The sequence below is a fragment of the Rhodoferax sp. genome (genome assembly GCF_018063565.1).
In the GTDB taxonomy this organism is placed as follows: Bacteria; Pseudomonadota; Gammaproteobacteria; order Burkholderiales; family Burkholderiaceae_C; genus Rhodoferax.
Map to the genome: position 1 here is coordinate 32,154 of NZ_JAGPBB010000014.1, position 22,874 is coordinate 55,027.

A 22,874-nucleotide genomic window follows, 5' to 3' on the forward strand; every position below is an offset into this window, starting at 1 on the left:
GGCAGATGAAAACGTCTCACGAGGGTATTTCACTACCGATCGTGTTGATCTTTCTGGCGGTCATTTCTCTGCTGGCCACGGTGGGCATTCGTCGCGCCACGATCAGTGAGTCACTGAGCCGCAACCAGATGGATTCGCAGGTTGCCCGGCAGGCCGCAGAAGCGGCATTGCGTGACGGTGAGCGCGATTTGTTCATTGCCAACGGCGCGGCGCAACCGGGTGCCTTGTGCGCGCGGGGTGAAGACCGTGAGGGGGGCTTGCTTTTGGCACCGCCGTACTTTGATGCCACCTGCCCCCGTGGCCAATGCTATTTCACCAAAGCCTACTACGACGCCAGCAACTTTGACACCACCACGGCAGCCACACCGGTCAACCCCCAGCCCTGGTGGCCCAACGGCGAGAAGGGCGGCCTCTGGAACAACCTGATTGCCAACAAGCCCAGCGACACCGCCGGTGTCGGCGTGAATTGCAACTTCACCGGGGCTGTTCCCTTGGGAACGTTCACGGGTACGGCACGTTTGGTGGGGGTGGTGCGACAACCCGAGTACCTGATCGAGTTCATCAACTTGAGCCCGGATGCGAGGTTGTTTCGCGTGACCGCCCGAGGTTTTGGCGCCACGGCACAGGCAGAAATTGCGCTGCAAAGTTATGTTTCGTTTGATTAAGGACAAGGAGATTTGCCATGTCGATGATGAATTCGAAATATCTGAGGGGGATGGCGGCGGCAGCCTCAGTGTTGGCCTATCTTTATTCCAGCATTCTGGTGGCCCACGCCGCCGCGCCGCAGGCGATACCGCCCAATATTGTCACGGTGGCAGCCAAGCCGATGATTGTGCTGAACCTGTCGCGGGACCAGGAGATCTTCACCCGGGCCTACAACGAGTATTCGGACATTGACTCCGATGGCGTGCCGGACATCACCTACAAACATTCGTTTGATTATTACGGCTATTTTGATAGCTACAAGTGTTACACCTATGGCAGCGGTGTCTTTTCACCGGCCAGCAGCAGCGCTGACAAATATTGTTCAGGCCAGTGGAGTGGCAATTTCCTCAACTGGGCCACCATGACCAAGGTGGATGTCCTGCGCAAAATCCTATACGGGGGTCACCGCAGTACCGACACAGCCGGCTCGACCGTGCTGGAACGTGCCAATCTGCCGACCGATACCCACGCCTTCGCCAAATATTACGTCGGGGCGGACCTGACCCAGCTGGCACCATTTTCGGCCGACCAGATCGCGCCCTCTCGGCTGTGGTCGAACACCGATGTGCAGCGCCGCATCAAGTACGAGGAAAGCTACAACAAACAGTGGTTTTACCCATCCACGGTGCCTGCCAACGCGCCTGCCAACGGAGCGAGTTGTGCTTCATTGGTGGATGCGGTGTATGGCGGCAGTTCTCCGCCAGAAAATTACAACTGTGTTTGGTTCAACACCGGGGCGGCGTTCAGTTCGGGTGTGTTTTCTGGCACCTGGTTTCAGGCCGACGTTGGCGACCAGATGATTGTTGAGTTTCAGGACGACCCGACCAAGGAGTTGCGAGGCACCGTGATCACCTTGGGTGATCAGACCCTCAATCCTGGCCGTTTCGGCATGGTGGTCACGCCTGACGGCTTTTCCAGCCCGGAAGATACCGTGTCATACAGAAGCAAATGGCGCTTTCGCAATGTGTCCAAACAGTCGGTCACCATGTGTAACGCCACCGTCGGCGACAGCACCGCCTGGTCTTACAACAACACCAAGCCACCCTTGATGCGGGTGGCGCGTGGCAATTACCAGTTGTGGAACGCCAATGAACGCTGGCAGTGTTACTGGAGCGAAGAGCAGTCGGCCAGCAATGCCAACAATATTGCCAAAACCGGCTTGGGTGCCGCAAGTGGCAACCCGAGCAAAGCCACCTTTGGGGTTGTGATCGGTTCTGATGGCCCGGACTTCAATGTGCGGGTCAGCAGTTGTGTGACGGGCAAAGTCGGCAAGGAACGCTGCAAGCTGTATCCCAGCGGCAATCTCAAGCCGATCGGACTTCTGCATGAGTACGGCGAGTCTGAGCAGGCCGAGTTTGCCTTGTTTACCGGATCATGGGCCAAGAATGTGTCAGGTGGCGTGTTGCGCAGCAACATGAAAAGTTTCAAGGATGAGGTTAACCACGAAACCAACGGTAGCTTCACTACCACCGCCGATATTGTCACGACACTGAACAAACTGCGCATTTATGGCTATCGCTACTCAGACGGTACTTATATTGGCGACGGAAATTGCACCTTCCAGCTGACCACTGACGTGACCAACAACATGTGTACCGACTGGGGCAACCCGCTGGGCGAAATATTTACCGAGTCGCTACGCTACCTGGCCGGCAAGACGCCAACCAGTGATTTCTCCTTCACTTTGTCTGGTTCCAAGGACGAAAGTTTGGGCTTGCCCAAACCGGCCTGGGTGGACCCGTTTCTGCGCAGCAGCGCGGCAGAAAAACTTGCGGTCGAGGCCAAGTTCGGCCCGGGTCAGTGCCGACGCATCAGCGCGATCAACTTCAACTCCAGCAATCTCTCCTTCGACGAAGACATGCAGGCGCCGTTTTCTACCCTGAGTGGTGGCACCACCGTGGTGAATCTGGTTAACTTAATTGGTGCAGGTGAAGGTGTGCATGGGCACGATTGGTTTGTCGGTAGCAACGGTGTTAGCGACAACCGCATCTGTGACGCCAAGACCATCACCGCGCTCGGTTCGGTGCGTGGCCTGTGCCCGGATGCCCCTGCCTACAAGGGCACCTTCGGTATTGCGGGCGTGGCCCATTGGGCGTGGCTCAACCCGATCCGCTCTGACATCAGCAGCAGTGCGCCTGATGCGTTTCGCGTCAAAACCTATAGTGTTGCCCTGAGCACCAGCAAGCCTCGCATGACCATCAAACATCCGACCAGCGGCAAGGTGATCGAGCTGCAACCCTCGTTCCTGAACTATAAGTCGGTTACAGCACCGGGTGCGGGGACGTTGATCGACTTCAAGGTGGTGGAGCAAACCGCCACGTCGGGCCGCTATCTGGTGGTGTGGGAGGACTCACAGCAAGGCGGGGACCGTGACCAGGACCATGCCGGCATCTTGCGTTGGCAAATTGTGGGCGATGAACTGCATGTGTTCACGTCCAATTATGTGGAGTCCACCACCACACCGCAGGGTTTCGGCTACACGATTTCGGGTTCTGATAAAGATGGTCCCCATTTTCATACGGGCATTGAGGGTTTCTCGTATACCGACCCGAGGTTTGTGAATGTCATCCGTACCACTGGTACCAGCAATTACCGGCTGAACGCTTCGGGTGGCTGTGAGGGCTGCCAGGTCAATGATCCAGAAAGCCGGGCCATTTACCGCTTTGCTGGTGTCGCTGCGGGTGTGCTGCAGGACCCGTTGTGGTATGCCGCCAAGTGGGGTGGGTTTGCCAAGGAAGGTACCACCACACCCAGTACGGTCAGTTCCTGGGACAGCAAGAAGGCCGACGGATCGGCCGGTGCTGACGGCATACCGGACAACTACTTTCTGGCCATTCGGCCGGACGAACTGGAGCGTTCGCTGCGCACGGTGTTCCAGGACATCGTTGCCTCCTCCAACACCGCCCCAGCAGTGGCATCGGCGCAGTTAACCGAAGGTAGCCTGAAGTACGTCGTGCGTTTTGACGGCAACGACGGTCACGGCGAGATATCAGCTTACAAAATTCAGCCGGACGGCAGTTTCTCGGCCAGTCCTGAGTGGAAAGCCCATGAAAAAATGGTATCCACACCGCCGAGCAGTCGCCAGATCATCACCAACGAGGGGCCGACGGGTGTCAAGCTGAGCTGGGGCAGTCTGGCACCGGCAACCCAAAGCGCTGCTTTTGGGACCGACGTGTTGGCGCAGGCGCGGCTGGATTGGTATCGGGGTGATCGTAGCAACGAGGCACCGGCCGGTGCCGGATTTCGGCCAAGAAACAGTTTGTCGGTGATGGGGTCCGTGATCAACTCGAATCCGCATGTGCAGCGCAAACCTGGTGCTCCCCTGTTTGCTAGCGCTTTCCCAGGGTATGGTGCCTTTGTAACGGCCAAGAAGAATCGGCGTCCGGTGATCTGGGCGGGTTCCAACGACGGCATGTTGCATGGATTTGACGCCAGCGGTACGGCCACCGGCGGCAGCCCAATCCTGTCTTATCTGCCGCAACCTTTGCACAGCCGTATCACCCATTGGATCAATCCCGGTGAAATCAAGGCCTTGGCCGATGGAACCCCTTTCACTGCTGACGTGATGCACACGGTCAGCGGCACGACCCAGGCATGGGCCACTTATCTGTTCTCCAGCCTCGGCCGTGGTGGCAAAGGGATTTTTGCGCTCGATGTGACCGATTCGGGCACCTTGTCCAGCAGTTTGCCCAGTGCCACTTTGACCAGCGCCGGAACCCTGAACGAAAGCAACGCGTCCAATGTGTTCCGCTGGCAGTTCACGGAAAGTGACGACAGTTCAGGCGACCTGGGTTACATCGTTGAACCTGGCAATACTCCCAGCCGATTCACCGGACAGGCGGCATCGGTAGCCAAAATGAACAACAACAAATTTGCCGTGATCTATGGCAACGGGGCCAACAGCAACAACGGTTCGGCAGCACTCTACATTCTGTTTGTCGACGGCCCGTCAGCCGGGACGTGGACGGCCGGTGGTGCGAGTCCGAGCTATGTCAAGATAGTTGCCGATACCGGTCCGGGCAACGGCTTGTCGCAGCCAACGTGGGTTGACACCAATGCCGATGGTCTGGCTGATGCCATCTACGCCGGTGACCTGAAAGGCAATGTTTGGAAATTTGATGTTTCCGCGGCAACAACCGCCAGTTGGGGCGTGGCCTATCACGGAAGGCCGCTGTTCAAAGCCAGAGCCGTTGACGGCAGCGCCAGCAGTTATCAACCCATCAGTGCCGCACCGGAATTCAGTTTTCATCCCAAGGGTGGCGTTCTGGTCAGCTTTGCCACTGGCAAGGCCCTGTCGTCCAGTGACTTTCCGGACACGACGGGTCGTCCGCACAGCATTTATGGAGTTTGGGATAAGACCGTATTTGCCACGATGGATGTCACGGCACTGGACGATGCCACCACAGGTCTGCCCAGGCTGCGGACCCAGTTGGTGGGGCGCAGTTTGACTCGCCAAAGCAGTGGTGACGGTTTCGTGGAAGGTACCGCCATCAACTGGGCCAGCAAGATGGGCTGGTATGTCAACTTGCCCGCGACATCTGAGATGGTGGTCAGCAATCTGCAAGTGACCAGCCTCAAGCTGTTGTCGGTGGTGTCCATCGCGCCGCCCTCGGGTGCGACCAGTTGCAGCAGTGCACCGGACGCCTACATCACGTTTGTTGATCCAATCACGGGTTTGCTGAACCAGAACTTGATGGGCGAGCTCGATGTGGTGGTCGATGGTGCCAGTGTCAAAAAGCGTGTTGCCTCGAAAAAGCTGGCCTCTGGTGACCAGATGGTAACGCTTGCCAAAGACCGGACGCCCAAGGGTACAACCGGTACCGGTACCGGCACCGGTACCGGTGGTGGCGGTGGTTTCGACTGTATTCGTGTGGTGGGGGACAAAACCGACCTGAAACTGTGCAGCATGGGACAAAACAGGCGTGTACAGTGGCGTGAACTTTTCAACTTCAAAACGGGGATCAATTGATGACCAAATTGCACCATGGCCCGGAGGATTTTTCAGAGGGGCGCTCGCTCCGTTGGGTGGGATGGTCGCGCGCAGTGTTTGGTTGCGCCAATCAAAAGGTGCTCCGAAAGCGTCGGTCTGGCGGCTTCACGCTGATTGAGTTGATGATTGTGGTGGTGGTGGTGGCTATTCTGGCGTCCATTGCGCTGCCGTCCTACCAGGAGAGTGTGGCCCGAGGGGCCAGGGCGGAGGCGCGTACCGTGTTATCGGAAGGGGCGCAATGGATGGAGCGTCATCTGTCTGAAAACAATCGTTACGATCAATTTGTTGGTGGTACTGCGGTGAGCACGGCCAGCATGCCGCCCGCTTTGATTCAATCACCTGCCGATGGCGTGGCACGCTACAACCTGAATGTCACCGTGGCCGCGCAGAGCTTTACCTTGAAGATGGTCCGAGCTGGTGCTCAGGCCAATGACCGCTGTGGCGATTTCACACTCAACCACTTGGGAGTTCGCGCGGTTGAAAACTACACAGGATTCGCCAGCGCCACGGCCGCCCGCCAAGAGTGCTGGCGTTAAATACCCAGGGGACTAGCGCCGCACTTCATCCACCAGGGTTTTGAACTCGTCAATGTCTTCAAAATTGCGATAGACGCTGGCAAACCGCACGTAAGCGACCTTGTCGAGTTTTCGCAGTTCGCTCATGACCAGTTCGCCAATACGCGTCGAGAGCACCTCGCGCAAACCCAGGTTCAACAGCTTTTCTTCCATGCGCTCAACGGCTGCGTCCACCAACTCGGTGCTGACCGAGCGTTTGCGCAGAGCCAGTCGCATGGAGCCCAGCAGCTTGCTGCGTTCGTACTCGATGCGGCGACCGTCTTTCTTGACAATGGTCGGAAAGGTGACTTCAGGCCGTTCATAGGTGGTGAATCGCTTGTCACACAACCCACAGCGCCGCCTGCGCCGAATGAACCCCCCGTCTTCAGACACCCGGGTCTCCACCACCTGGGTTTCAGGGTGACTGCAAAAGGGGCATTTCACGCAGCATTACCCATACACTGGAAAACGTGCGGTCAGGGCATTCACTTTGGCCCGCACGGCTTCAATATTGGCCGGATCGCGCGGATTGTCCAGCACGTCAGCGATCAGATGGGCGGTCAGCCGCGCTTCTTCTTCCTTGAAGCCGCGGGTGGTCATGGCGGGTGTACCGATACGCACACCGCTGGTGATCATGGGTTTTTCCGGGTCATTGGGAATGGCGTTTTTGTTGATCGTCATATGGGCTGCCCCCAACACGGCCTCAGCTTCCTTACCGGTGATGCCTTTGGCGCGCAAATCAACCAGCATCACATGGGACTCGGTTCGCCCGCTGACAATGCGAAGACCGCGCGCCGTCAACGTTTCGGCAAGCGTACGAGCGTTGGCGATCACCTGTTGCTGGTAGGCTTTGAAGGACGGATCAAGTGCTTCTTTGAAGGCCACCGCCTTGGCGGCAATCACATGCATCAGCGGGCCACCTTGCAGGCCGGGGAAAATGGCACTGTTGATGGCTTTTTCGTGTTGTGCCTTCATCAGGATAATGCCGCCACGGGGTCCCCGCAGGCTCTTGTGCGTAGTGCTGGTCACCACATCCGCATGTGGCACCGGGTTGGGATAGACCCCGGCTGCAATCAGCCCGGCGTAATGGGCCATGTCGACCATAAAAATGGCCCCCACGTCCTTGGCTACTTTGGCAAAACGCTCAAAATCGATGGCCAGGGAATAAGCACTGGCACCCGCGATGATCAATTTGGGCTGGGTTTCGTGCGCTTTGCGCTCCATCGCATCGTAATCAATGGCTTCATTGGCATCCAGGCCATAACTCACCACATTGAACCACTTGCCGCTCATGTTGAGGGCCATGCCGTGGGTCAGGTGGCCACCCTCAGCCAGGCTCATGCCCATGATAGTGTCGCCAGGTTTCAAAAAAGCCAGAAAAACTGCCTCATTGGCGGATGCACCGCAGTGTGGCTGCACATTGGCCGCCTCGGCGCCAAAAATCTGCTTCACCCGGTCGATTGCCAGTTGCTCAGCCACATCCACAAACTCGCAACCACCGTAATAACGCTTACCGGGGTAACCTTCGGCATATTTGTTGGTGAGTTGCGTTCCCTGGGCCGCCATGACCGCTGGAGACGCATAGTTTTCGCTGGCGATCAGTTCAATGTGGTCTTGCTGGCGCTGGTTTTCCGCCAGGATGATGGCATATAGCTCGGGGTCGGTTTGTTCAATCAATATGTTGCGGTCAAACATGGCAGTCCTTGAAGACGATGAGCCTGTGATTCACTGTTGGCATGAGATAACAGGGCTGCCCAGGCGAAAGGCTAAACGCATGGCCCAAAACAGGCGCTGCGGCACACTCCCTTGTGGTGGGTCCACATCAGCCCGTTGATTCGACGCAGAATCAGCAGCCTATCGCCAGTTGCGTGCACCCGGGATTTTAGCTGAGTGGTTATTTCAGAGCCACCGTGGCGGCTCGGGCGGGTTCTGATCCAGCATCAGGTACCGGGTCGGCATCATTGGCGTTTGGCGCCGTCGCGGGCGTTGCAGGACTGTTGAAAGGGACCTGGCGTCCCGCTGCCACCAATTGCAACTTGGCGTACTCGGCCATGACCTTTCCCGCATACCCCCCCTCGGTGTCAGAAGACGAAGCGCCCACGTAATAACGCAGTCCGCCTTCCAAAGAGCCAGTGATGGCGATGCAGTCCTTAAGCACTTTGACTCCCACACGCAGATTTGCCAGCGGGTCAAAGGCGGCAAAGGTGCCGCCAAAACTCTCGTACTTGGCACTGTGAATTTTGGTCATGACCTGCATCAGGCCCTGCGCGCCTACCGGACTTTGCGCAAATGGGTTGAAACGCGACTCAATGGCCATCACCGCAAGAATCAGTGTGGGGTCGAGTTTGGACATTTCGCCGACTTCGTACGCCTCGGAAACCAGCGCACTAAGCGGCTCCGGCGCGACCCTGTATTTCTTGCTCAGCCACAACGCTACTGCCGCCTGTGGTTTGGGCAACTCATTGGGGTTGGCCGCGGTGGCACGTTCACTGGCAATCAGGTCGGTAACCAGACCGGTCTCAGCAAACTGGCGCTCGTGGAGCCAGTTATACAGCTTGGCTTCGCCCATCTGACGCAACTCAGGCTGGGCCACCAGGGTCATGGCGGCGAACAAAACAAGCAGCCCGATCAGGGCAAAGCTGTTGTGGGTGACTTCAAAAAAGCCTTTGGTGACAGCCGCAGTCACGCGGCGCAGGCTCGATATCAAGGTATAAGTGGCTGACATAGCTTCTCCTTCTTGCGCGAGAACTTTGGCGGCGGCGCACTTGTGCGCGGTACTTCAAAGTTCTTGCTTGGGTTGTTACGCTATCAATATCCTGCGATTTCCTTTCAATGGTGGTGCAGAGATTTGATGTTGCCGACAATCGGCAGCGGGTTCGGGTTTTCCCTGATATTACTCAGGAATGGGCGGATTCTAGGTGCACATGGAATACCCAGTCAACCCGTGGCGGCTTTGGCATTCTGCTGAAAAACCAAATCAAATCGCGCACTTGCATGATTTTCCCAACAACTTCTCTATGGTCAGGTGTGTCCGGCGGCGGCTGTTGCGAGCCTCTCATGTCCCTTTAGGTTCGCGCAAAACGTCGTGTGCGCGCCACGCTGAGTGCTGGCAGGGTGGCACTCACGGAAAGACAACGCCACCTCAAACTTGGCGTGCGTGGCCTGCAGGCTGGGTTCAACACGCTGAACGCGTTGGCAAATGTTTTTTTGAAAGCACACTGAAAACACGGCGAAAATACGCGTTTGTTCCCGCTGCCTTCTGGCGGGTGTTTTTGATTGAGTTAGTGCGATGTCGATTTTTTCCCTATCCAACAGTTCCAAAGCCGCCTCAACCCCGGAAGCACCTGCCGTGCCCGCCAAAGTCCAGGAGGTACATCCGCTGGATGCCCTGACCCACGGTGCCTTTTCAGCGCAGACCTCGGGTGAGCGCATGGCGTGCATTCGGGACTGGCTGCAAAGCAACCCAAGTGCCGAACAGATGCAGCAGGTGTTCAAGGAACTCAGTGGCAAGGACAAAGGCGCGGCCAAACTGCTGCGCGAAAAGCTTGACGACATCAAGCGCAGCAAGGTTCAGGCCGGTATCGCCCAGGAGTGGGCCGACAAGGCGCAGGCGCTGCTGGCCTGTCCCAAGCTCAATCTGGCAGATGCGTTGGCCTGGCAGCGTGACGCCGCCAAGGCGGGTGCCCCGCTGAGCAAGGAACCTTTGAGTGTGCTCAAAGCTCAGTTGGTCGAGCGGGTCCGGGCCATCGAGGACTTGCAGCACCGGGTGCAGGTGCAGCGTGAGGCGGCGGTGCTGGTGGCGCAGCGCATTGAAGTGTTGTCCACGAAACCCTGGCGCGACGCACAGGCCGTTCAGGAAGCGCTGAGCCAGGATGTGGCCAGCTGGCAAACCGAAGCCGCTGCGCTCATGGGGGACGCCAATTGGCCCAGCGTGGACAACAAGTTTCCACCGCAGTTGCAGGCCTCGCAGGCGCAACTCGGACTGGTGTGGGACGCGTTTCAGGACGCGCTGACACTGGCCATGCTGGCGGCCGAAGACACCAGCGCCGCTTTGCCGAACGTGCCGGTCTGGGCGGATGAGTTGCGTGCCGGGCGCGGCCTGCCCCCGGAAAGCGTGGCGAAGGTGGCCAAACCAAAGATTGACCCGGAGATCAAGGCCAAGGCGACCTTGATGGTGCGCGAGGTGCTGAGCAAACTGGAGCAGGAAGTGGCCCTGGGCCATGGCAAGGCGAGTGCCGGTGCAGCCAACGCGCTGCGCAATGCGCTCAAGGAGTTTGGCCGCCTGATCGATGACAAGCTCGAAAGTCAGGCCAACAGCGCACTGGCGGCTGCAGGCGAACTTGAAGGTTGGCAACGCTGGCGGGCCGATCAGTTGCGTGACGAATTGGTCACCAAAGCCGAGGCGCTGCTCAAACGGCCTGACGGACAGGCCATCGGTGGACGCAAGATGCAGGAAACCCTGCGTGCCCTGCGCGAGCAATGGAAACTCACCGATCAGGGTGGTGTGCCCAACCATGCTCTATGGAAGCGCTTTGACGATGCCTGCAACGAGGCACACAAAGTGGTGGAAAGCTGGCTTGAGAAACTGAAGGCGGAAACGGCTGAACACCGGGCCCAGCGATTGGCTCTGATCGATGAGGTGAAGGTCTGGGCCGCGGACAATCGAACCGCGCTGGACGACGACTGGAAAGGCTTCAACCGTTTGTTGCACCAGTTTGGCGATCGCTGGCGCGAATCCGGTCATGTGGGGGAAAAGCTTTACGCCGAGTTGCAGCCACTCTGGAAGGCCGCGATCGACGAGGCTGCCGCGCCGCTGGAAGCGTTGCAGAAGCACAGTCTGTCGCTGCGCCACGCCATGATCGAAGAAGCCAGACTGCTCGGGGCCGAGCCGATGCTGCGTATTGATGCCGTCAAGTCCTTGCAGCAGCGCTGGCAGGCCGAGGCGCACCGGGTGCCGATTGATCGTCGACAAGAGCAAAAACTCTGGGATACTTTTCGCAAACCGATCGACGACGCATTCAACCGCAAGACACTGGAACGTGAAAAGGCCCAGAGTGCGTTGAGCGAACGTGACCGGGTGGTGCTCGATGCGTCCAAAGCGCTGCAGGTGGCCAATGCCTCGGGTGATGCGCAGGTTATTCGGGCAGCGATGGCCGCGCTGGATGCTGCGCTGCATGGCCAGGCGCAAGCCCAGGCAGCAGTTGTGGCTGCCGAAAAACTGGAGGCAAATCAGGCTTTAGCGCAAGACCAGAAAGGATTGAGTGCTCCTGATCCTGAATCAACGACAACGTTGGCAGATGATCTGGCTGCGACGGATCAGTTGGTTGAGGAACCTGCCAAGGCTGTTCCACCGCGCAAACCGGTGGTTGCCATGCGCGGTGATGATCGGCCCGGGATGCGGCAACAGGAGGCACCACTTGCCACGCGCCCAGGGAAGATGGGTGACCGCAAGGACGCAGCGCGCGCTGCTGGTCGCGACCACACGGGCCGCGACGGTGCAGCCCGTGCGGGTGGTTTTGCGGACGAGCGAGCCGGTCGTCGTGATGGCCGGGCGCCGATGGTTGATCGCCATGAGGCCCCGCGTCTGGGTGACGCCGCGTTTCGGGCGCAACGGGACGCGCTCGAACAGGCTCAACTGGCTTTGCGCAAGCTGTCTGCCCAGGCGCATGGCGAAGCCCTGACACATTTGTTGCAGGCGTGGGAAGCGCGTGATGCCAGTCAGTTGCCAAGCGTGCAAGACCTGGCCAACCGGGTCACCCCGGCGATTCGCAGTGCCTGGGCCAAAGCATTGGCGGCTGAGGCAGGTGCGGCCGCCAGTACCGCATTGTTGCGATTGGAAATGGCCGCTGAGGTGCCCACCCCGGCTGAATACTTGAGTGAGCGGCGTTTGTTGCAACTGCAATTGCTGACGCGACGCCACGACCCTGCACCGACGCAGACCTGGGGACAGGATGCCGCCACGGTGCTTGCCAGTGGTTTTGATGCAGGCCAGTCACGCCGCCTGCAAAACGTCCTGAAGGTGTTGTTAAGACCCTGACAGATGCACGCGTTTGGGGGCCGTGCCAATGCTTAGGCGAAGAACCTGAAGGCGCGGCGGGGTGGCGCGGGCGTCCCAGTCGCTGAGAACCAGTCGTTGCAGGGGGGCGCCACTGTGGGGGCGCAGCAGTTCCTGGCCTGGCTGGTGGGTATGGCCATGAATCAGGGTGCTGGCCCCACTGGCATCAAGCCAGGCGCAGGCGGCCGCTATGTCAATGTCGACCAGCGGTGCAGCACCGGCCTTGATGGCTTCGCTTTGTTGTCGTAAACCACGGGCGATTTCCCTGCGCTGCGCCAGAGGGCGTGACAAAAAATCATCTTGCCAGGCGCGAGAACGCACCCGTCTACGAAATTGCTGGTAGGCCGTATCGGCCAGACACAGGGTGTCACCGTGGGTCAGCAGCCAGGTCTTGTCATCAAATCGCAGTGTGCTTGGATCGAGCAGCAAGGTGGCGCCGGCGGCACGTGCAAAGGCATCGCCTAGCAGAAAATCACGGTTGCCATGCATGAAAAACAGGCTCAACCGCTTCGCCGCGTTGCTCATGACTTGCTGGCATTGCCACTCGAAGCCAGGCGATCCGTTCAAAGCTTCGTCGAGCCCATCATCCCCCACCCAGACCTCAAACAAATCGCCCAAAATGAACACGGCGTCGGCCTGAGTACTTTCCATGTAGCCCTTCCAGGCCGCGAATGTGGCTGGCTCCGCAGCCTGCAGGTGCAGGTCCGAGATCAGGTCCACCACACGCCAGCGTGCTGGCGCGGTGAGATTGGGCCACAGCCCCGGCAGGCCGCTCGCGTTGTCGTGTGGCTCGGTTTCGCGCACGGCCGGGTTGTGGCTTACAAGGCGACCGCTTTGTCGATGACCACGTCTTCCAGTGGCACGTCATCGTGGTAGCCTTTGCGTCCGGTCTTCACCTGTTTGATCTTGTCGACCACATCGGTGCCCGACACCACTTTGCCAAACACCGCATAGCCCCAGCTTTGTTGGCTGGGTGCGGTGTGGTTCAGGAAACCGTTGTCTGCCACGTTGATGAAAAACTGGGCGGTCGCAGAGTGCGGGTCACCGGTGCGTGCCATCGCAACCGTGTACATCTGATTCTTCAGGCCATTGTTGGCCTCATTGTTGATGGGGGAGTCACCGCGCTTTTCTTTCATGCCGGGCTCCATGCCACCCCCTTGCACCATAAAGCCTGGAATGACCCGGTGAAAGATGGTGTTGTTGTAATGCCCTTTGGCGACATAGCTCAGGAAGTTGGCCACCGTGGCGGGGGCTTTGTCCTGATCGAGTTCCAGGGTGATGACGCCATAACTGGCGATGTGTAGTTCGACTTGTGGGTTGCTCATGATTTATTTCACCAGGGTTGCAGAGTTGATAAGAATTTGTGATTTTGGAACATCGGTTGGGAATGGGCCACCTGCTCCGGTGGCAGTGGACTTGATTTTTTCCACCACATCCATCCCCGATACCACCTTGCCAAAAACCGTGTAGCCAAAAAGCTGGCTGGCACCCAGAAGATTGGCGCGTGGTGTGTTTTCATAGACTTTGCCCTGGTATTCGAAGCGGGGTACCGGATCGCCGGGTGGAATCTCGACAGGGTCCAGAAATGCATTGTCCTTGACGTTGATGAAAAACTGTGCGGTCGCCGACTGGGGGTCGCTGGTTCGCGCCATCGCCAGCGTGCCCACCACATTGCGTGGACCACCTTTGGCCAGTGCTTCCCGCCCTTCATGCTGGACCGGTGCGCGAGTTGGTTTTTGTGCGAATTTGCTGTCAAAACCACCGCCTTGCACCATGAAGTTGGCGATCACGCGGTGAAAAATAGTGCCGTCGTAATGTTTGTCTTTGACATATTGCAGAAAGTTCTCCACCGTTTTGGGTGCTTTGTCGGGGTAAACCTCCACCACAAAATCTCCCGCCGTGGTGGCAAATCGGACTTGCGGTGCCACTTCGGCCAAGGCCGGAAATGCTGCAACATAAATAGCAGAAGATACAATGGCGGTTTGCGCAAAACTGATAAATTGCTTAAAAATCATCCGTTAACTCCTTCGTAAAATATTTTCCATTCGCCCCCTTGGCGCACCCAGTATTGGCGTCTGGTGACACCGGTTCGCTCGCCGGCGGCCACCTCACCAAAGCTGACCACCATGGTTTCATCGGTGTCCACCCAGTGCAACAGGCTCAAGTCCTTGATCTCTGGCATCCGCCCACGTTTGGACGGCATTTCGCGTTCCAGCCGCAACAGCCAGTCTGATAGCGGTTTGCCATTTTGGCTGAAATCGGCCGTATAAAAGGCCGCCAGCGCACCGGTATCGCCGGAAACCTTGGCAGAAACCCAGCGCGCCAACAAGGCCTCGAACTGCAGTGCCAGGATGCGGGTACTTTGTTGCGGGATCCATTTCAGCTGCCGTGCAATCACCACCGGCGTGCTGCGAATTTCCACTGTGTTCAGAATGCGCTCCAGATCCGGATTGGCCAACACGATACAACCGTCACTGTCCTGCGGCGGGCGTGAAAACTGGCCGGGCGGCGTACCATGGAGCCAGATTCCACTGCCGGTTTTTCCGCGTTTGATATCCAGCACATTGGGATAATTGATGGGGAGTGCACCAATGCCATAGAAATCTTTCAGGGTTCTCTTGTCGAGCTGACTGGTGATGAAGTACACCCCGAGCGGGGTGCGCAGATCCCCTTCGGCTTCCTTTTCAATGCCCAGCTTGCCCACCGAAATGTAGTAGTCCGCCAGCAGTTTGGGTCCGTCAGGCAGATTCTGGAACAGGTAAAGCCTGGAGCGCGAAGCGTCAACGACGATGGCGTGCTTGTTCAGCGGCGAGAGTTTGAGCAGTTCTGCTGGCAGTGCATTGGCAGGTGGGCGCTCGCGCAGCGCCCTGAGTCGCATCTGGGACTCCAATCGCAGGCCGTTGAGTGCTGGCGTCGCCTTTCTTAAGTCGGCGGCAGGCACATTGCCAAACTGCTGGATGGCCTGGGTCCGCGCGGTCAACAAGTCGCCGTACACCAGTTGCGCCAGTGCGAAGTCGGGGAAATCCCGGACCAGTTCTCCGGCCAAATTCAGGGCTTCACGGGTTTCGGATTGACCAATCAGGCGATAAATCTCGATCAGCCGCATTTCGGCGACCCCGTCCCGCAGCACTGGCGCAGGCAGCTTGGCCGGACTTGGTGAAGCAGCGTGTCGCGGATGGGGTGCCTTGGGTTTGGGCACCGGCTTCTTTCGCTCGGATGCGCCAAAGCCCTGGCTGCCCATCAGGACGAGACACAGACCCAAAAGCACGGCGCGTATCCAGACAACCATCTCAGGTACAGCTCTGTCAAACAAAAAAATTGGCGGCCGCAGCCGCCACGAACAGGTCAATCACCAGCGTTCAGTTACCAGAAACCTCTTTGGTGATGAGCCAGCGCCCGCCGGTGTGCTGCAACTCCAGGGTTTTACGGCTGGTTACATTGAGCGCGTCTGCTTTGTAGGCTTGGCGGAACTTGGCGACGGCCTTGTCGCCCTCAACGGAGACATCCATATCACTGAGCGCCACGCTGATACTGGACTTGCCAACAATCCGTGCGGTGCGGTCTTTGGTCCAACTGCTGTGGGACTGACCCGCCGGAGCAAACTGCGGGCTGTAGGCGGCCAGATAGGCCTGCATATTCTTGTCTGACCAGGCTTGCGCCCAGGCCTGCACAGCAGCCTCAGCGCTCGCCGTGGCGGCAGCATCCGTGGCTGGGCGTGCTTCGACTTTGGCGGGTGCCGGTGTTGGTGCCGGTGTGACGACCGGTGCAGGCACCGGTGCCGCTGCCACCGCGACTGGTTTGGCTGGTTCTGGCACTACGGTGACGGGTTTGCTGACGGGTTGGGCCGCCGCGGCGACCACCGGTTTTGCCACAGCTTGTGCAGACGCTGCCGCTGCCGCTGCGATCGACGCGGGTGAGGCGGGCGTTGTACCTGGCAAATTGGGTTTGAAAATCTCGCGGATCAAAGCCAGTTTGGGGGGCACCGCCGGGTTGCTGCCGTCCAGTTGCAAGGCCTTGTTGTAGGCCTGACTGGCCAGCCGGGAATAGACATCACCGATATTCTCATGGGCTGTGGCGTAGCTGGGATTGGTGCGGATGGCCATCTCAAGGGCGACCCGCGCCTTGTCATACTGGCCTTGACCGGCGTAAAGCACCGCCAGATTGTTGTACGGCTCGGGCAGTTCCGGATAATCTTCGGTGAGCTTGGTGAAGGTGGCGATGGCCTCCGCCTGTTTGCCCAGCGTGCGCTGAATGACACCCTTCAGGAAGCGCATTTGTGCATCCTGGGGTTTAGCCGCCAGAAAGCGGTCTGCCATCGCCAACGCATCGTTGGGCTTGTTGAGACGCAGCAATTGGGTCACGTCCGCATACTCGTCGGCATGGCCGGGTAAAGCCGAACAAGCCAGAACCAGGGCCAGCGCACGAAGGGCGGAAGGTAGGGCAGAGCGGATAGGCTTCATGGGCAGATGTCAAGGTGAGGGGTGTCAAACGATGCTGCAACCTTGGGTTACAGGGCTTTATACTGCCTTTCATTGTAGCCGAGGGTGCTGCTTTTTCAGGCGCAGCCTCCCATTGTTGGTTTCACCACGATTCACCTTTCTTATCCATGAGTTTGCGCATCTTCAACACGCTCTCCCGTGAGCTGGAGCCTTTTTCGCCCATCGAACCTGGCCATGTGCGCATGTATGTGTGCGGCATGACCATTTATGACCTGTGCCATATTGGTCATGCCCGCATGATGATGGCGTTTGACGTGGTGCAGCGTTGGCTCAAATGCAGTGGCTACCAGGTGTCTTACGTGCGCAACATCACCGACATTGACGACAAGATCATCAAGCGTGCCGTGGAGCGCGGCATCAGTATCCGCGCGCTGACCGACGAGATGATCGGCGCCATGCACGCCGATATCGCCGAACTCGGCATCGAGTCGCCCACGCTCGAGCCACGTGCCACCGACTATGTGCCGCAGATGCTCAGCCTGATCAAGCGACTGGAAGCCAAAGGACTGGCCTATCAGGCTGCGAGTGGTGATGTCAACTATGCCGTGCGCAAGTTTGCTGGTTATGGCAAGTTGTCAGGCAAGTCGCTCGACGAATTGCGCGCGGGTGAACGGGTGGCGGTGCAGGACGGCAAGGACGACCCACTGGACTTCGTGTTGTGGAAAGCGGCCAAGGAGAGTGAGCCAGACGACGCCAAGTGGGACGGCAACGCCCAAGGCTATGGCTATGGCAGGGGTCGACCGGGCTGGCATATTGAGTGCTCCGCCATGAGTTGTGCCACCCTGGGCGAGACCTTTGACATTCACGGGGGCGGTGCTGACCTGCAGTTTCCACACCATGAAAACGAAATTGCCCAAAGTGAAGGTGCCAACGACAAACCGCTGGCGAAGTTCTGGATGCACAACGGTTTTGTGCGGGTGGACAACGAGAAAATGTCCAAAAGTCTGGGCAACTTCTTCACCATCCGCGAGGTACTGGCCAAATACGACGCCGAGACGGTGCGATTTTTCCTGGTCCGCACCCATTACCGTACCGCGCTGAATTACAGCGACGTTCATCTGGATGACGCGCGCACGGCCCTGAAACGACTCTACACGGCGCTTGACCTGGCGGGTCCGGTAGCGGTGTCGGCGATTGACTGGCAAGAGCCCTTTGCCGCACGGTTCCAGGCCGCCATGAACGAGGACTTTGGCACGCCGGAGGCCATGGCGGTGCTGTTTGACCTAGCCTCGGAGGTCAACCGCTCGCGTTCACCCGCGCTGGCGCGGTTGCTCAAGGCGCTCGGTGGCTGTCTCGGACTGTTGCAGGCGGACCCCAAGGCGTTTTTGCAAGCCGGTGCCGGGTTGGACGAGACCGCGATTGCGCTGCGCATCGGCGAGCGTGCTGCGGCCAAGGCGGCCCGGAATTTTGCCGAGGCGGACCGTATTCGCCAGGAGCTGTTGGCGCAAGGTATTGTTCTCAAGGACGCGGCCAGTGGCACCACCTGGCAGGTGATCAAGTGATATCTTGGGCATGATCTAAGCCTCTAGCGCTTTTCTGATCAATGATGAGTGCTATGGAAAATGTGGTTTGTGAGCTGCCGCCGTACTGGCAGGACGCTTGTCGTCACCTGGCCAAAAAAGACCGGGTCATGAAGCGCCTGATTCCGCAGTTTGGCAAAGCCTGCCTGCAAAGCCGGGGCGATCCGTTTGCCACCCTGGCACGCAGTGTGGTGGGGCAGCAAATCTCGGTCAAGGCCGCACAAACCGTGTGGGACCGCTTTGCCAAGCTGCCCGAGCAGATGACGCCGCAACAGGTGCTGCGTCTGAAAATTGACGATATGCGAGCCGCCGGATTGAGCTCCCGCAAGGTGGAATACATGGTTGACCTGGCGCTGCATTTTGACCAGGGTGCGCTGCACGTGAGCGACTGGGCCAGCATGGACGACGAAGCGATCATCACTGAACTGGTGGCGATACGTGGCATTGGTCGCTGGACCGCCGAGATGTTTCTGATCTTTCACCTGATGCGCCCGGATGTGTTGCCACTGGACGATGTGGGCCTGATCAACGGCATCAGCCGGTGTTATTTTTCGGGCGACACGGTCAGCCGCAGCGATGCGCGCGAGGTGGCGCTGGCCTGGGCCCCGTACCGCACGGTGGCAACTTGGTATATTTGGCGCTCTTTGGATCCGGTGCCGGTTTCTTACTGACATCACCGTGACCGCCTGAAGCAGGAGAAATTCGTTGGCTAAAAAGACTTTCCTCGATTTCGAGACCCCGATTGCCGAACTGGAAAACAAGATTGAAGAGCTGCGCTATGTGCAGACGGAATCGGCCGTTGACATCTCCGCTGAGATCAATCAGCTGGCCAAGAAGAGCCAGCAACTCACCAAAGACATTTACAGCGACCTCACGCCTTGGCAGATTACCAAGATTGCCCGCCATGCCGAGCGCCCGTACACACTTGACTATGTGTCAGAGATATTCACCCATTTTGTCGAGTTGCACGGCGACCGGCATTTTGCGGACGACCTGAGCATCATCGGTGGTTTGGCGCGTTTCAACGGGACACCGTGCATGCTGATCGGCCAGCAGAAAGGGCGCGACACCAAGGAGCGTGGCCTGCGCAATTTCGGGATGAGCAAGCCCGAAGGTTACCGCAAGGCGCTGCGGCTGATGAAGACTGCCGAGAAATTCAAGCTGCCCGTGTTCACCTTTGTCGACACGCCGGGCGCCTACCCTGGCATTGACGCCGAGGAGCGAGGACAGAGCGAGGCCATTGGACGCAACATCTTCGAAATGGCGCAGTTGGAGGTGCCCATCGTCACCACCATCATCGGAGAGGGGGGATCCGGTGGCGCACTGGCCATTTCGGTGGGTGATCAGGTGTTGATGTTGCAATACTCGATCTATTCGGTGATCAGCCCTGAAGGCTGTGCTTCCATCCTCTGGAAAACCTCGGACAAGGCGCAGGAAGCAGCCGATGCGCTGGGCATTACGGCGCACCGCCTGAAGGCGCTCGGTGTGGTCGACAAGATCGTCAACGAGCCGGTGGGCGGCGCGCACCGCGACCCCAAGCAGATGGCTGCTTTCCTCAAGCGGGCGCTGACGGATGCGTTCCGTCAGGTCAGTGATCTGCGGGTGCCAGAGCTGCTGGCGCGGCGTTATGAGCGGTTGCAAAGTTACGGTCGCTTTAACGACACCAAGCCCGGCAAATAGATCCGCCCGGCGATTGGCGCATACCCTGGTTCAGGTGCGGGCGTGACGCTTTCGGTGCCGCAGGCCATGGCTGCCTTCAGCCCACAGCTGCCATTGGCGGTCGGGTACAGTGGGGGCGCTGATTCAACGGCTTTGTTGCTGGCCTGTGCGCAAAAATGGCCGGGGCAGATCATCGCCTTGCATGTGCACCACGGGCTCCAGTTGGCGGCGGACGACTTTGCTGACCATTGTCAGAGCGTTTGTGCAGCGCTTGGCATCCCCATGCGGCTGCACAGAGTCAACGCCAAACACCGACGGGGCGAGAGCCCCGAAGACGCTGCCCGGCGCGCGAGATATCAAGGTTTTTATGCTCTAGTGCAGGCTGGTCAAGACGAGCAAGCTATACACTCAATAGCGATTGCACAACACGCCGACGACCAGATCGAGACCATGTTGCTGGCGCTGAGCCGCGGTGCCGGTTTGCCCGGCCTGAGTGCCATGCCGCAACACTGGATTCGGGACGGTCTGAACTACCACCGGCCAATGCTCCAGGTCAGTGGTGCGGCGCTGCGGCACTGGCTGGCTGAGCAAGGTGTGGGTTTTGTGGAAGATCCCAGCAACTGCGATGAGCGTTACACCCGCAACCGCATCCGGGCGCAACTGATGCCGGCCTTGCAACAATGTTTTGGCCACTTTCGTGACACCTTTGCCCGCTCGGCTCACCATATTGCCCAGGCCCAGGCGCTGTTGTACGAGGTGGCACAGCAGGACCTGCTGCAGGTCGGCACACCGCCCAAAATCAGAAAGCTGCAGATTCTGAGCGCACCTCGTCTGGCCAATGTCCTGCGCCATTGGTTAAAAATGCAGCATCAGGTGGCACCCAGTGCGGCGCAGCTGGAGGCGCTGATGCAGCAGATTCGTGCCTGTACCACCCGTGGGCATCAGCTGAACCTGAAGGTGGGCAACGGTTTCTGTGCCAGACATGGCGACGAGGTGCATTGGTACAATCCCGCAGTTTTAACGCCTAGCCAATCACCATAATGTCTTTGATTGTTCATAAATACGGCGGCACCTCGATGGGCTCTACCGAGCGCATCAGCAATGTCGCCAAACGGGTCGCCAAATGGGCGCGCGCCGGCCACCAGATGGTGGTGGTGCCCAGTGCCATGAGTGGCGAAACCAACCGTTTGCTGGCGCTGGCCAAAGAGCTGGCACCGGCCAACCTGACTGAAGCCTATTTCCGTGAGCTTGACATGCTGGCCGCCACTGGCGAGCAGGCATCCAGCGCCTTGCTGGCCATTGCATTGCAGGCGCAGGGTCTTGAGTCTGTCAGCTATGCCGGCTGGCAAGTGCCCATTCGCACCAACAGTGCTTACACCAAAGCGCGTATCGAGTCGATTGATGACGCGCGTGTGCGGGCCGATCTGGACGCCGGGCGTGTGGTGATCGTGACCGGCTTCCAGGGCCTGGACGAGCAGGGCAACATCACCACCCTGGGTCGTGGCGGCTCAGACACATCCGCTGTAGCCGTTGCCGCTGCCATGAAGGCAGACGAATGCCTGATTTACACCGATGTGGATGGTGTCTACACCACCGACCCGCGTGTCGTACCCGAGGCGCGCCGTCTTCACACAGTGAGTTTTGAAGAAATGCTCGAGATGGCCTCCATGGGCTCCAAGGTGCTGCAGATTCGCTCGGTGGAATTTGCCGGCAAGTACAAGGTCAAGCTGCGCGTCCTGTCGAGCTTTACCCCGTGGGACATCGACATTGTTGAAGAAGCCAAATCCGGCACGCTGATTACTTTTGAGGAAGACGAGAACATGGAACAGGCGATTGTTTCTGGCATTGCATTCACCCGTGACGAGACCAAAATCGCCGTGCTGGGTGTGCCCGACAAACCCGGTATTGCCTACCAGATTCTGGGCGCGGTGGCGGATGCCAATATTGAAGTCGACGTGATCATCCAGAACATCAGCAAGGACGGCAAGACCGACTTCAGCTTCACGGTCAACCACAGCGACTACGCCAAAACCATGGACCTGCTCAAGACCGTGGTGGTACCCAAACTGGGGGCGCAAGAGGTGGTCGGTGATACCCGGATCTGCAAGGTATCCATCGTCGGCATCGGTATGCGCAGTCACGTGGGCGTGGCGGCGACCATGTTCCGGGTACTGAGCGAAGAGGGCATCAACATCCAGATGATCTCCACCAGCGAGATCAAAACCTCGGTGGTGATTGACGAGAAATACATGGAGCTTGCCGTGCGTGCGTTGCACCGCGCGTTTGGCCTGGATCAGCCTGCGGGATAAGAAAAGCACCAAAGTCGTGACATAATCGCGGCTCTGATTTTCAGGAAACGTGACCGAGTGGCCGAAGGTGCTCCCCTGCTAAGGGAGTATGGGGTGTAGAGCCTCATCGAGGGTTCGAATCCCTCCGTTTCCGCCAAACCTAAAAAACCCTTGCAAAACAACAACTTGCAAGGGTTTTTTTTCGACCATTCCAAGTTGAGGTTAAGATTTTAGGACATCAAAGCACCCAAAAACATCGTCCAAATGTCCCCTAGTGTCCCCGTTTTGTCCCCGAACTGTCCCCGTTTTGTCCCCGTGCTTGCCTTTTCAGTGTCCCCGTTTTGTCCCCGTTTGTAAGTTTTGCCAGAAATGCAGGTTTTTTGACGATTGGTTGGAAATTTAGGGCGATGCCTCCAGCCCGCGCTCTATTCGTTGAACCAAGCCAATCCTGCAGAACGCCCGTATTGTCTCGTCCCGTTCGGGTAACGATCGCTATCGCAACATCCGAAGTCCGGGTTCAACTCATTGGGGATGTCGTTCGACAACCCCAGCCGTAAGGCTAGCCCCTGGACGACGCTCAAACGGACTGTCAAAACAAAGTCGC

General features: G+C 58.5%; 17 protein-coding genes, 1 tRNA gene and 1 riboswitch. Of the genes, 10 read left to right on the forward strand and 8 right to left on the reverse strand.

Annotated features, from left to right (window positions below):
- Positions 1-5 precede the first annotated feature (5 nt).
- Genes KBF66_RS05360 through KBF66_RS05370 form a run of 3 tightly spaced genes read left to right on the forward strand, consistent with a single transcriptional unit; the run spans position 6 to position 6,231 of the window.
- Positions 6-665, forward strand: coding sequence for a PilX N-terminal domain-containing pilus assembly protein (locus KBF66_RS05360; protein WP_296653473.1), 660 nt, complete (start codon positions 6-8; stop codon positions 663-665).
- Positions 666-682: 17 nt separating this feature from the next.
- Positions 683-5,674 carry a PilC/PilY family type IV pilus protein gene (locus KBF66_RS05365; protein WP_296653476.1) on the forward strand — a complete coding sequence of 1,664 codons (4,992 nt, stop codon included), beginning with the start codon at positions 683-685 and terminating at the stop codon, positions 5,672-5,674.
- A complete protein-coding gene (locus KBF66_RS05370) occupies positions 5,674-6,231 on the forward strand; it encodes a type IV pilin protein (RefSeq protein ID WP_296653479.1) in 558 nt (185 codons plus the stop codon). Before KBF66_RS05365 ends, KBF66_RS05370 begins: the two co-directional genes overlap by 1 nt.
- Before the next feature lie 12 nt (positions 6,232-6,243).
- Here the strand turns inward: KBF66_RS05370 and nrdR are convergent, their stop codons facing one another.
- The 3 genes from nrdR to KBF66_RS05385 form a co-directional block, all read right to left on the reverse strand.
- The gene (nrdR, locus tag KBF66_RS05375) at positions 6,244-6,693 is read right to left on the reverse strand and encodes a transcriptional regulator NrdR (RefSeq protein WP_296653482.1); all 450 of its coding nucleotides are present in this window, start codon (positions 6,691-6,693) and stop codon (positions 6,244-6,246) included.
- Positions 6,694-6,699: 6 nt separating this feature from the next.
- Positions 6,700-7,944, reverse strand: coding sequence for a serine hydroxymethyltransferase (gene glyA / locus KBF66_RS05380; RefSeq protein ID WP_296653486.1), 1,245 nt, complete (start codon positions 7,942-7,944; stop codon positions 6,700-6,702).
- Between the two features lie 50 nt (positions 7,945-7,994).
- A riboswitch (ZMP/ZTP riboswitch) is annotated at positions 7,995-8,127 on the reverse strand.
- 16 nt (positions 8,128-8,143) lie between these two features.
- Positions 8,144-8,974 (reverse strand): lytic transglycosylase domain-containing protein, encoded by an 831-nt coding sequence (locus KBF66_RS05385; RefSeq protein ID WP_296653491.1) that lies wholly within the window; start codon positions 8,972-8,974, stop codon positions 8,144-8,146.
- Between the two features lie 564 nt (positions 8,975-9,538).
- Between KBF66_RS05385 and KBF66_RS05390 the strand changes: the two genes are divergently transcribed.
- Positions 9,539-12,286, forward strand: a complete 2,748-nt coding sequence (locus KBF66_RS05390) for a DUF349 domain-containing protein (RefSeq protein ID WP_296653495.1) — start codon at positions 9,539-9,541, stop codon at positions 12,284-12,286.
- Here KBF66_RS05390 and KBF66_RS05395 read toward each other — a convergent pair.
- The 5 genes from KBF66_RS05395 to KBF66_RS05415 all read right to left on the reverse strand — a co-directional run bounded on the left by KBF66_RS05395 (position 12,275) and on the right by KBF66_RS05415 (position 16,764).
- A complete protein-coding gene (locus KBF66_RS05395; protein WP_296653499.1) occupies positions 12,275-13,108 on the reverse strand; it encodes a UDP-2,3-diacylglucosamine diphosphatase in 834 nt (277 codons plus the stop codon). The genes KBF66_RS05390 and KBF66_RS05395 overlap by 12 nt on opposite strands.
- Before the next feature lie 14 nt (positions 13,109-13,122).
- Positions 13,123-13,629 carry a peptidylprolyl isomerase gene (locus tag KBF66_RS05400; RefSeq protein WP_296653504.1) on the reverse strand — a complete coding sequence of 169 codons (507 nt, stop codon included), beginning with the start codon at positions 13,627-13,629 and terminating at the stop codon, positions 13,123-13,125.
- Positions 13,630-13,632: 3 nt separating this feature from the next.
- Positions 13,633-14,319, reverse strand: coding sequence for a peptidylprolyl isomerase (locus KBF66_RS05405; protein ID WP_296653508.1), 687 nt, complete (start codon positions 14,317-14,319; stop codon positions 13,633-13,635).
- Positions 14,316-15,593: a L,D-transpeptidase family protein gene (locus KBF66_RS05410; RefSeq protein WP_296653518.1), complete on the reverse strand. Its 1,278-nt coding sequence runs from the start codon at positions 15,591-15,593 to the stop codon at positions 14,316-14,318. Before KBF66_RS05410 ends, KBF66_RS05405 begins: the two co-directional genes overlap by 4 nt.
- A gap of 70 nt (positions 15,594-15,663) precedes the next feature.
- Complete coding sequence (locus tag KBF66_RS05415; RefSeq protein ID WP_296653523.1) at positions 15,664-16,764, reverse strand: tetratricopeptide repeat protein; 1,101 nt, start codon at positions 16,762-16,764, stop codon at positions 15,664-15,666.
- 146 nt (positions 16,765-16,910) lie between these two features.
- On the opposite strand from KBF66_RS05415, the gene cysS reads away from it, so the two are divergent.
- The 6 genes from cysS to KBF66_RS05445 all read left to right on the forward strand — a co-directional run bounded on the left by cysS (position 16,911) and on the right by KBF66_RS05445 (position 22,427).
- Positions 16,911-18,305 (forward strand): cysteine--tRNA ligase, encoded by a 1,395-nt coding sequence (gene cysS, locus KBF66_RS05420; protein ID WP_296653527.1) that lies wholly within the window; start codon positions 16,911-16,913, stop codon positions 18,303-18,305.
- A gap of 53 nt (positions 18,306-18,358) precedes the next feature.
- Positions 18,359-18,994: a DNA-3-methyladenine glycosylase 2 family protein gene (locus KBF66_RS05425; protein WP_296653530.1), complete on the forward strand. Its 636-nt coding sequence runs from the start codon at positions 18,359-18,361 to the stop codon at positions 18,992-18,994.
- 34 nt (positions 18,995-19,028) lie between these two features.
- Positions 19,029-20,003 carry an acetyl-CoA carboxylase carboxyltransferase subunit alpha gene (locus tag KBF66_RS05430; RefSeq protein WP_296653533.1) on the forward strand — a complete coding sequence of 325 codons (975 nt, stop codon included), beginning with the start codon at positions 19,029-19,031 and terminating at the stop codon, positions 20,001-20,003.
- Positions 20,004-20,045: 42 nt separating this feature from the next.
- Positions 20,046-21,023, forward strand: coding sequence for a tRNA lysidine(34) synthetase TilS (gene tilS, locus KBF66_RS05435; RefSeq protein WP_296653538.1), 978 nt, complete (start codon positions 20,046-20,048; stop codon positions 21,021-21,023).
- Complete coding sequence (locus tag KBF66_RS05440) at positions 21,023-22,291, forward strand: aspartate kinase (protein WP_296653541.1); 1,269 nt, start codon at positions 21,023-21,025, stop codon at positions 22,289-22,291. Before tilS ends, KBF66_RS05440 begins: the two co-directional genes overlap by 1 nt.
- A gap of 43 nt (positions 22,292-22,334) precedes the next feature.
- Positions 22,335-22,427, forward strand: a tRNA-Ser gene (locus KBF66_RS05445).
- Positions 22,428-22,874: the final 447 nt, after the last annotated feature.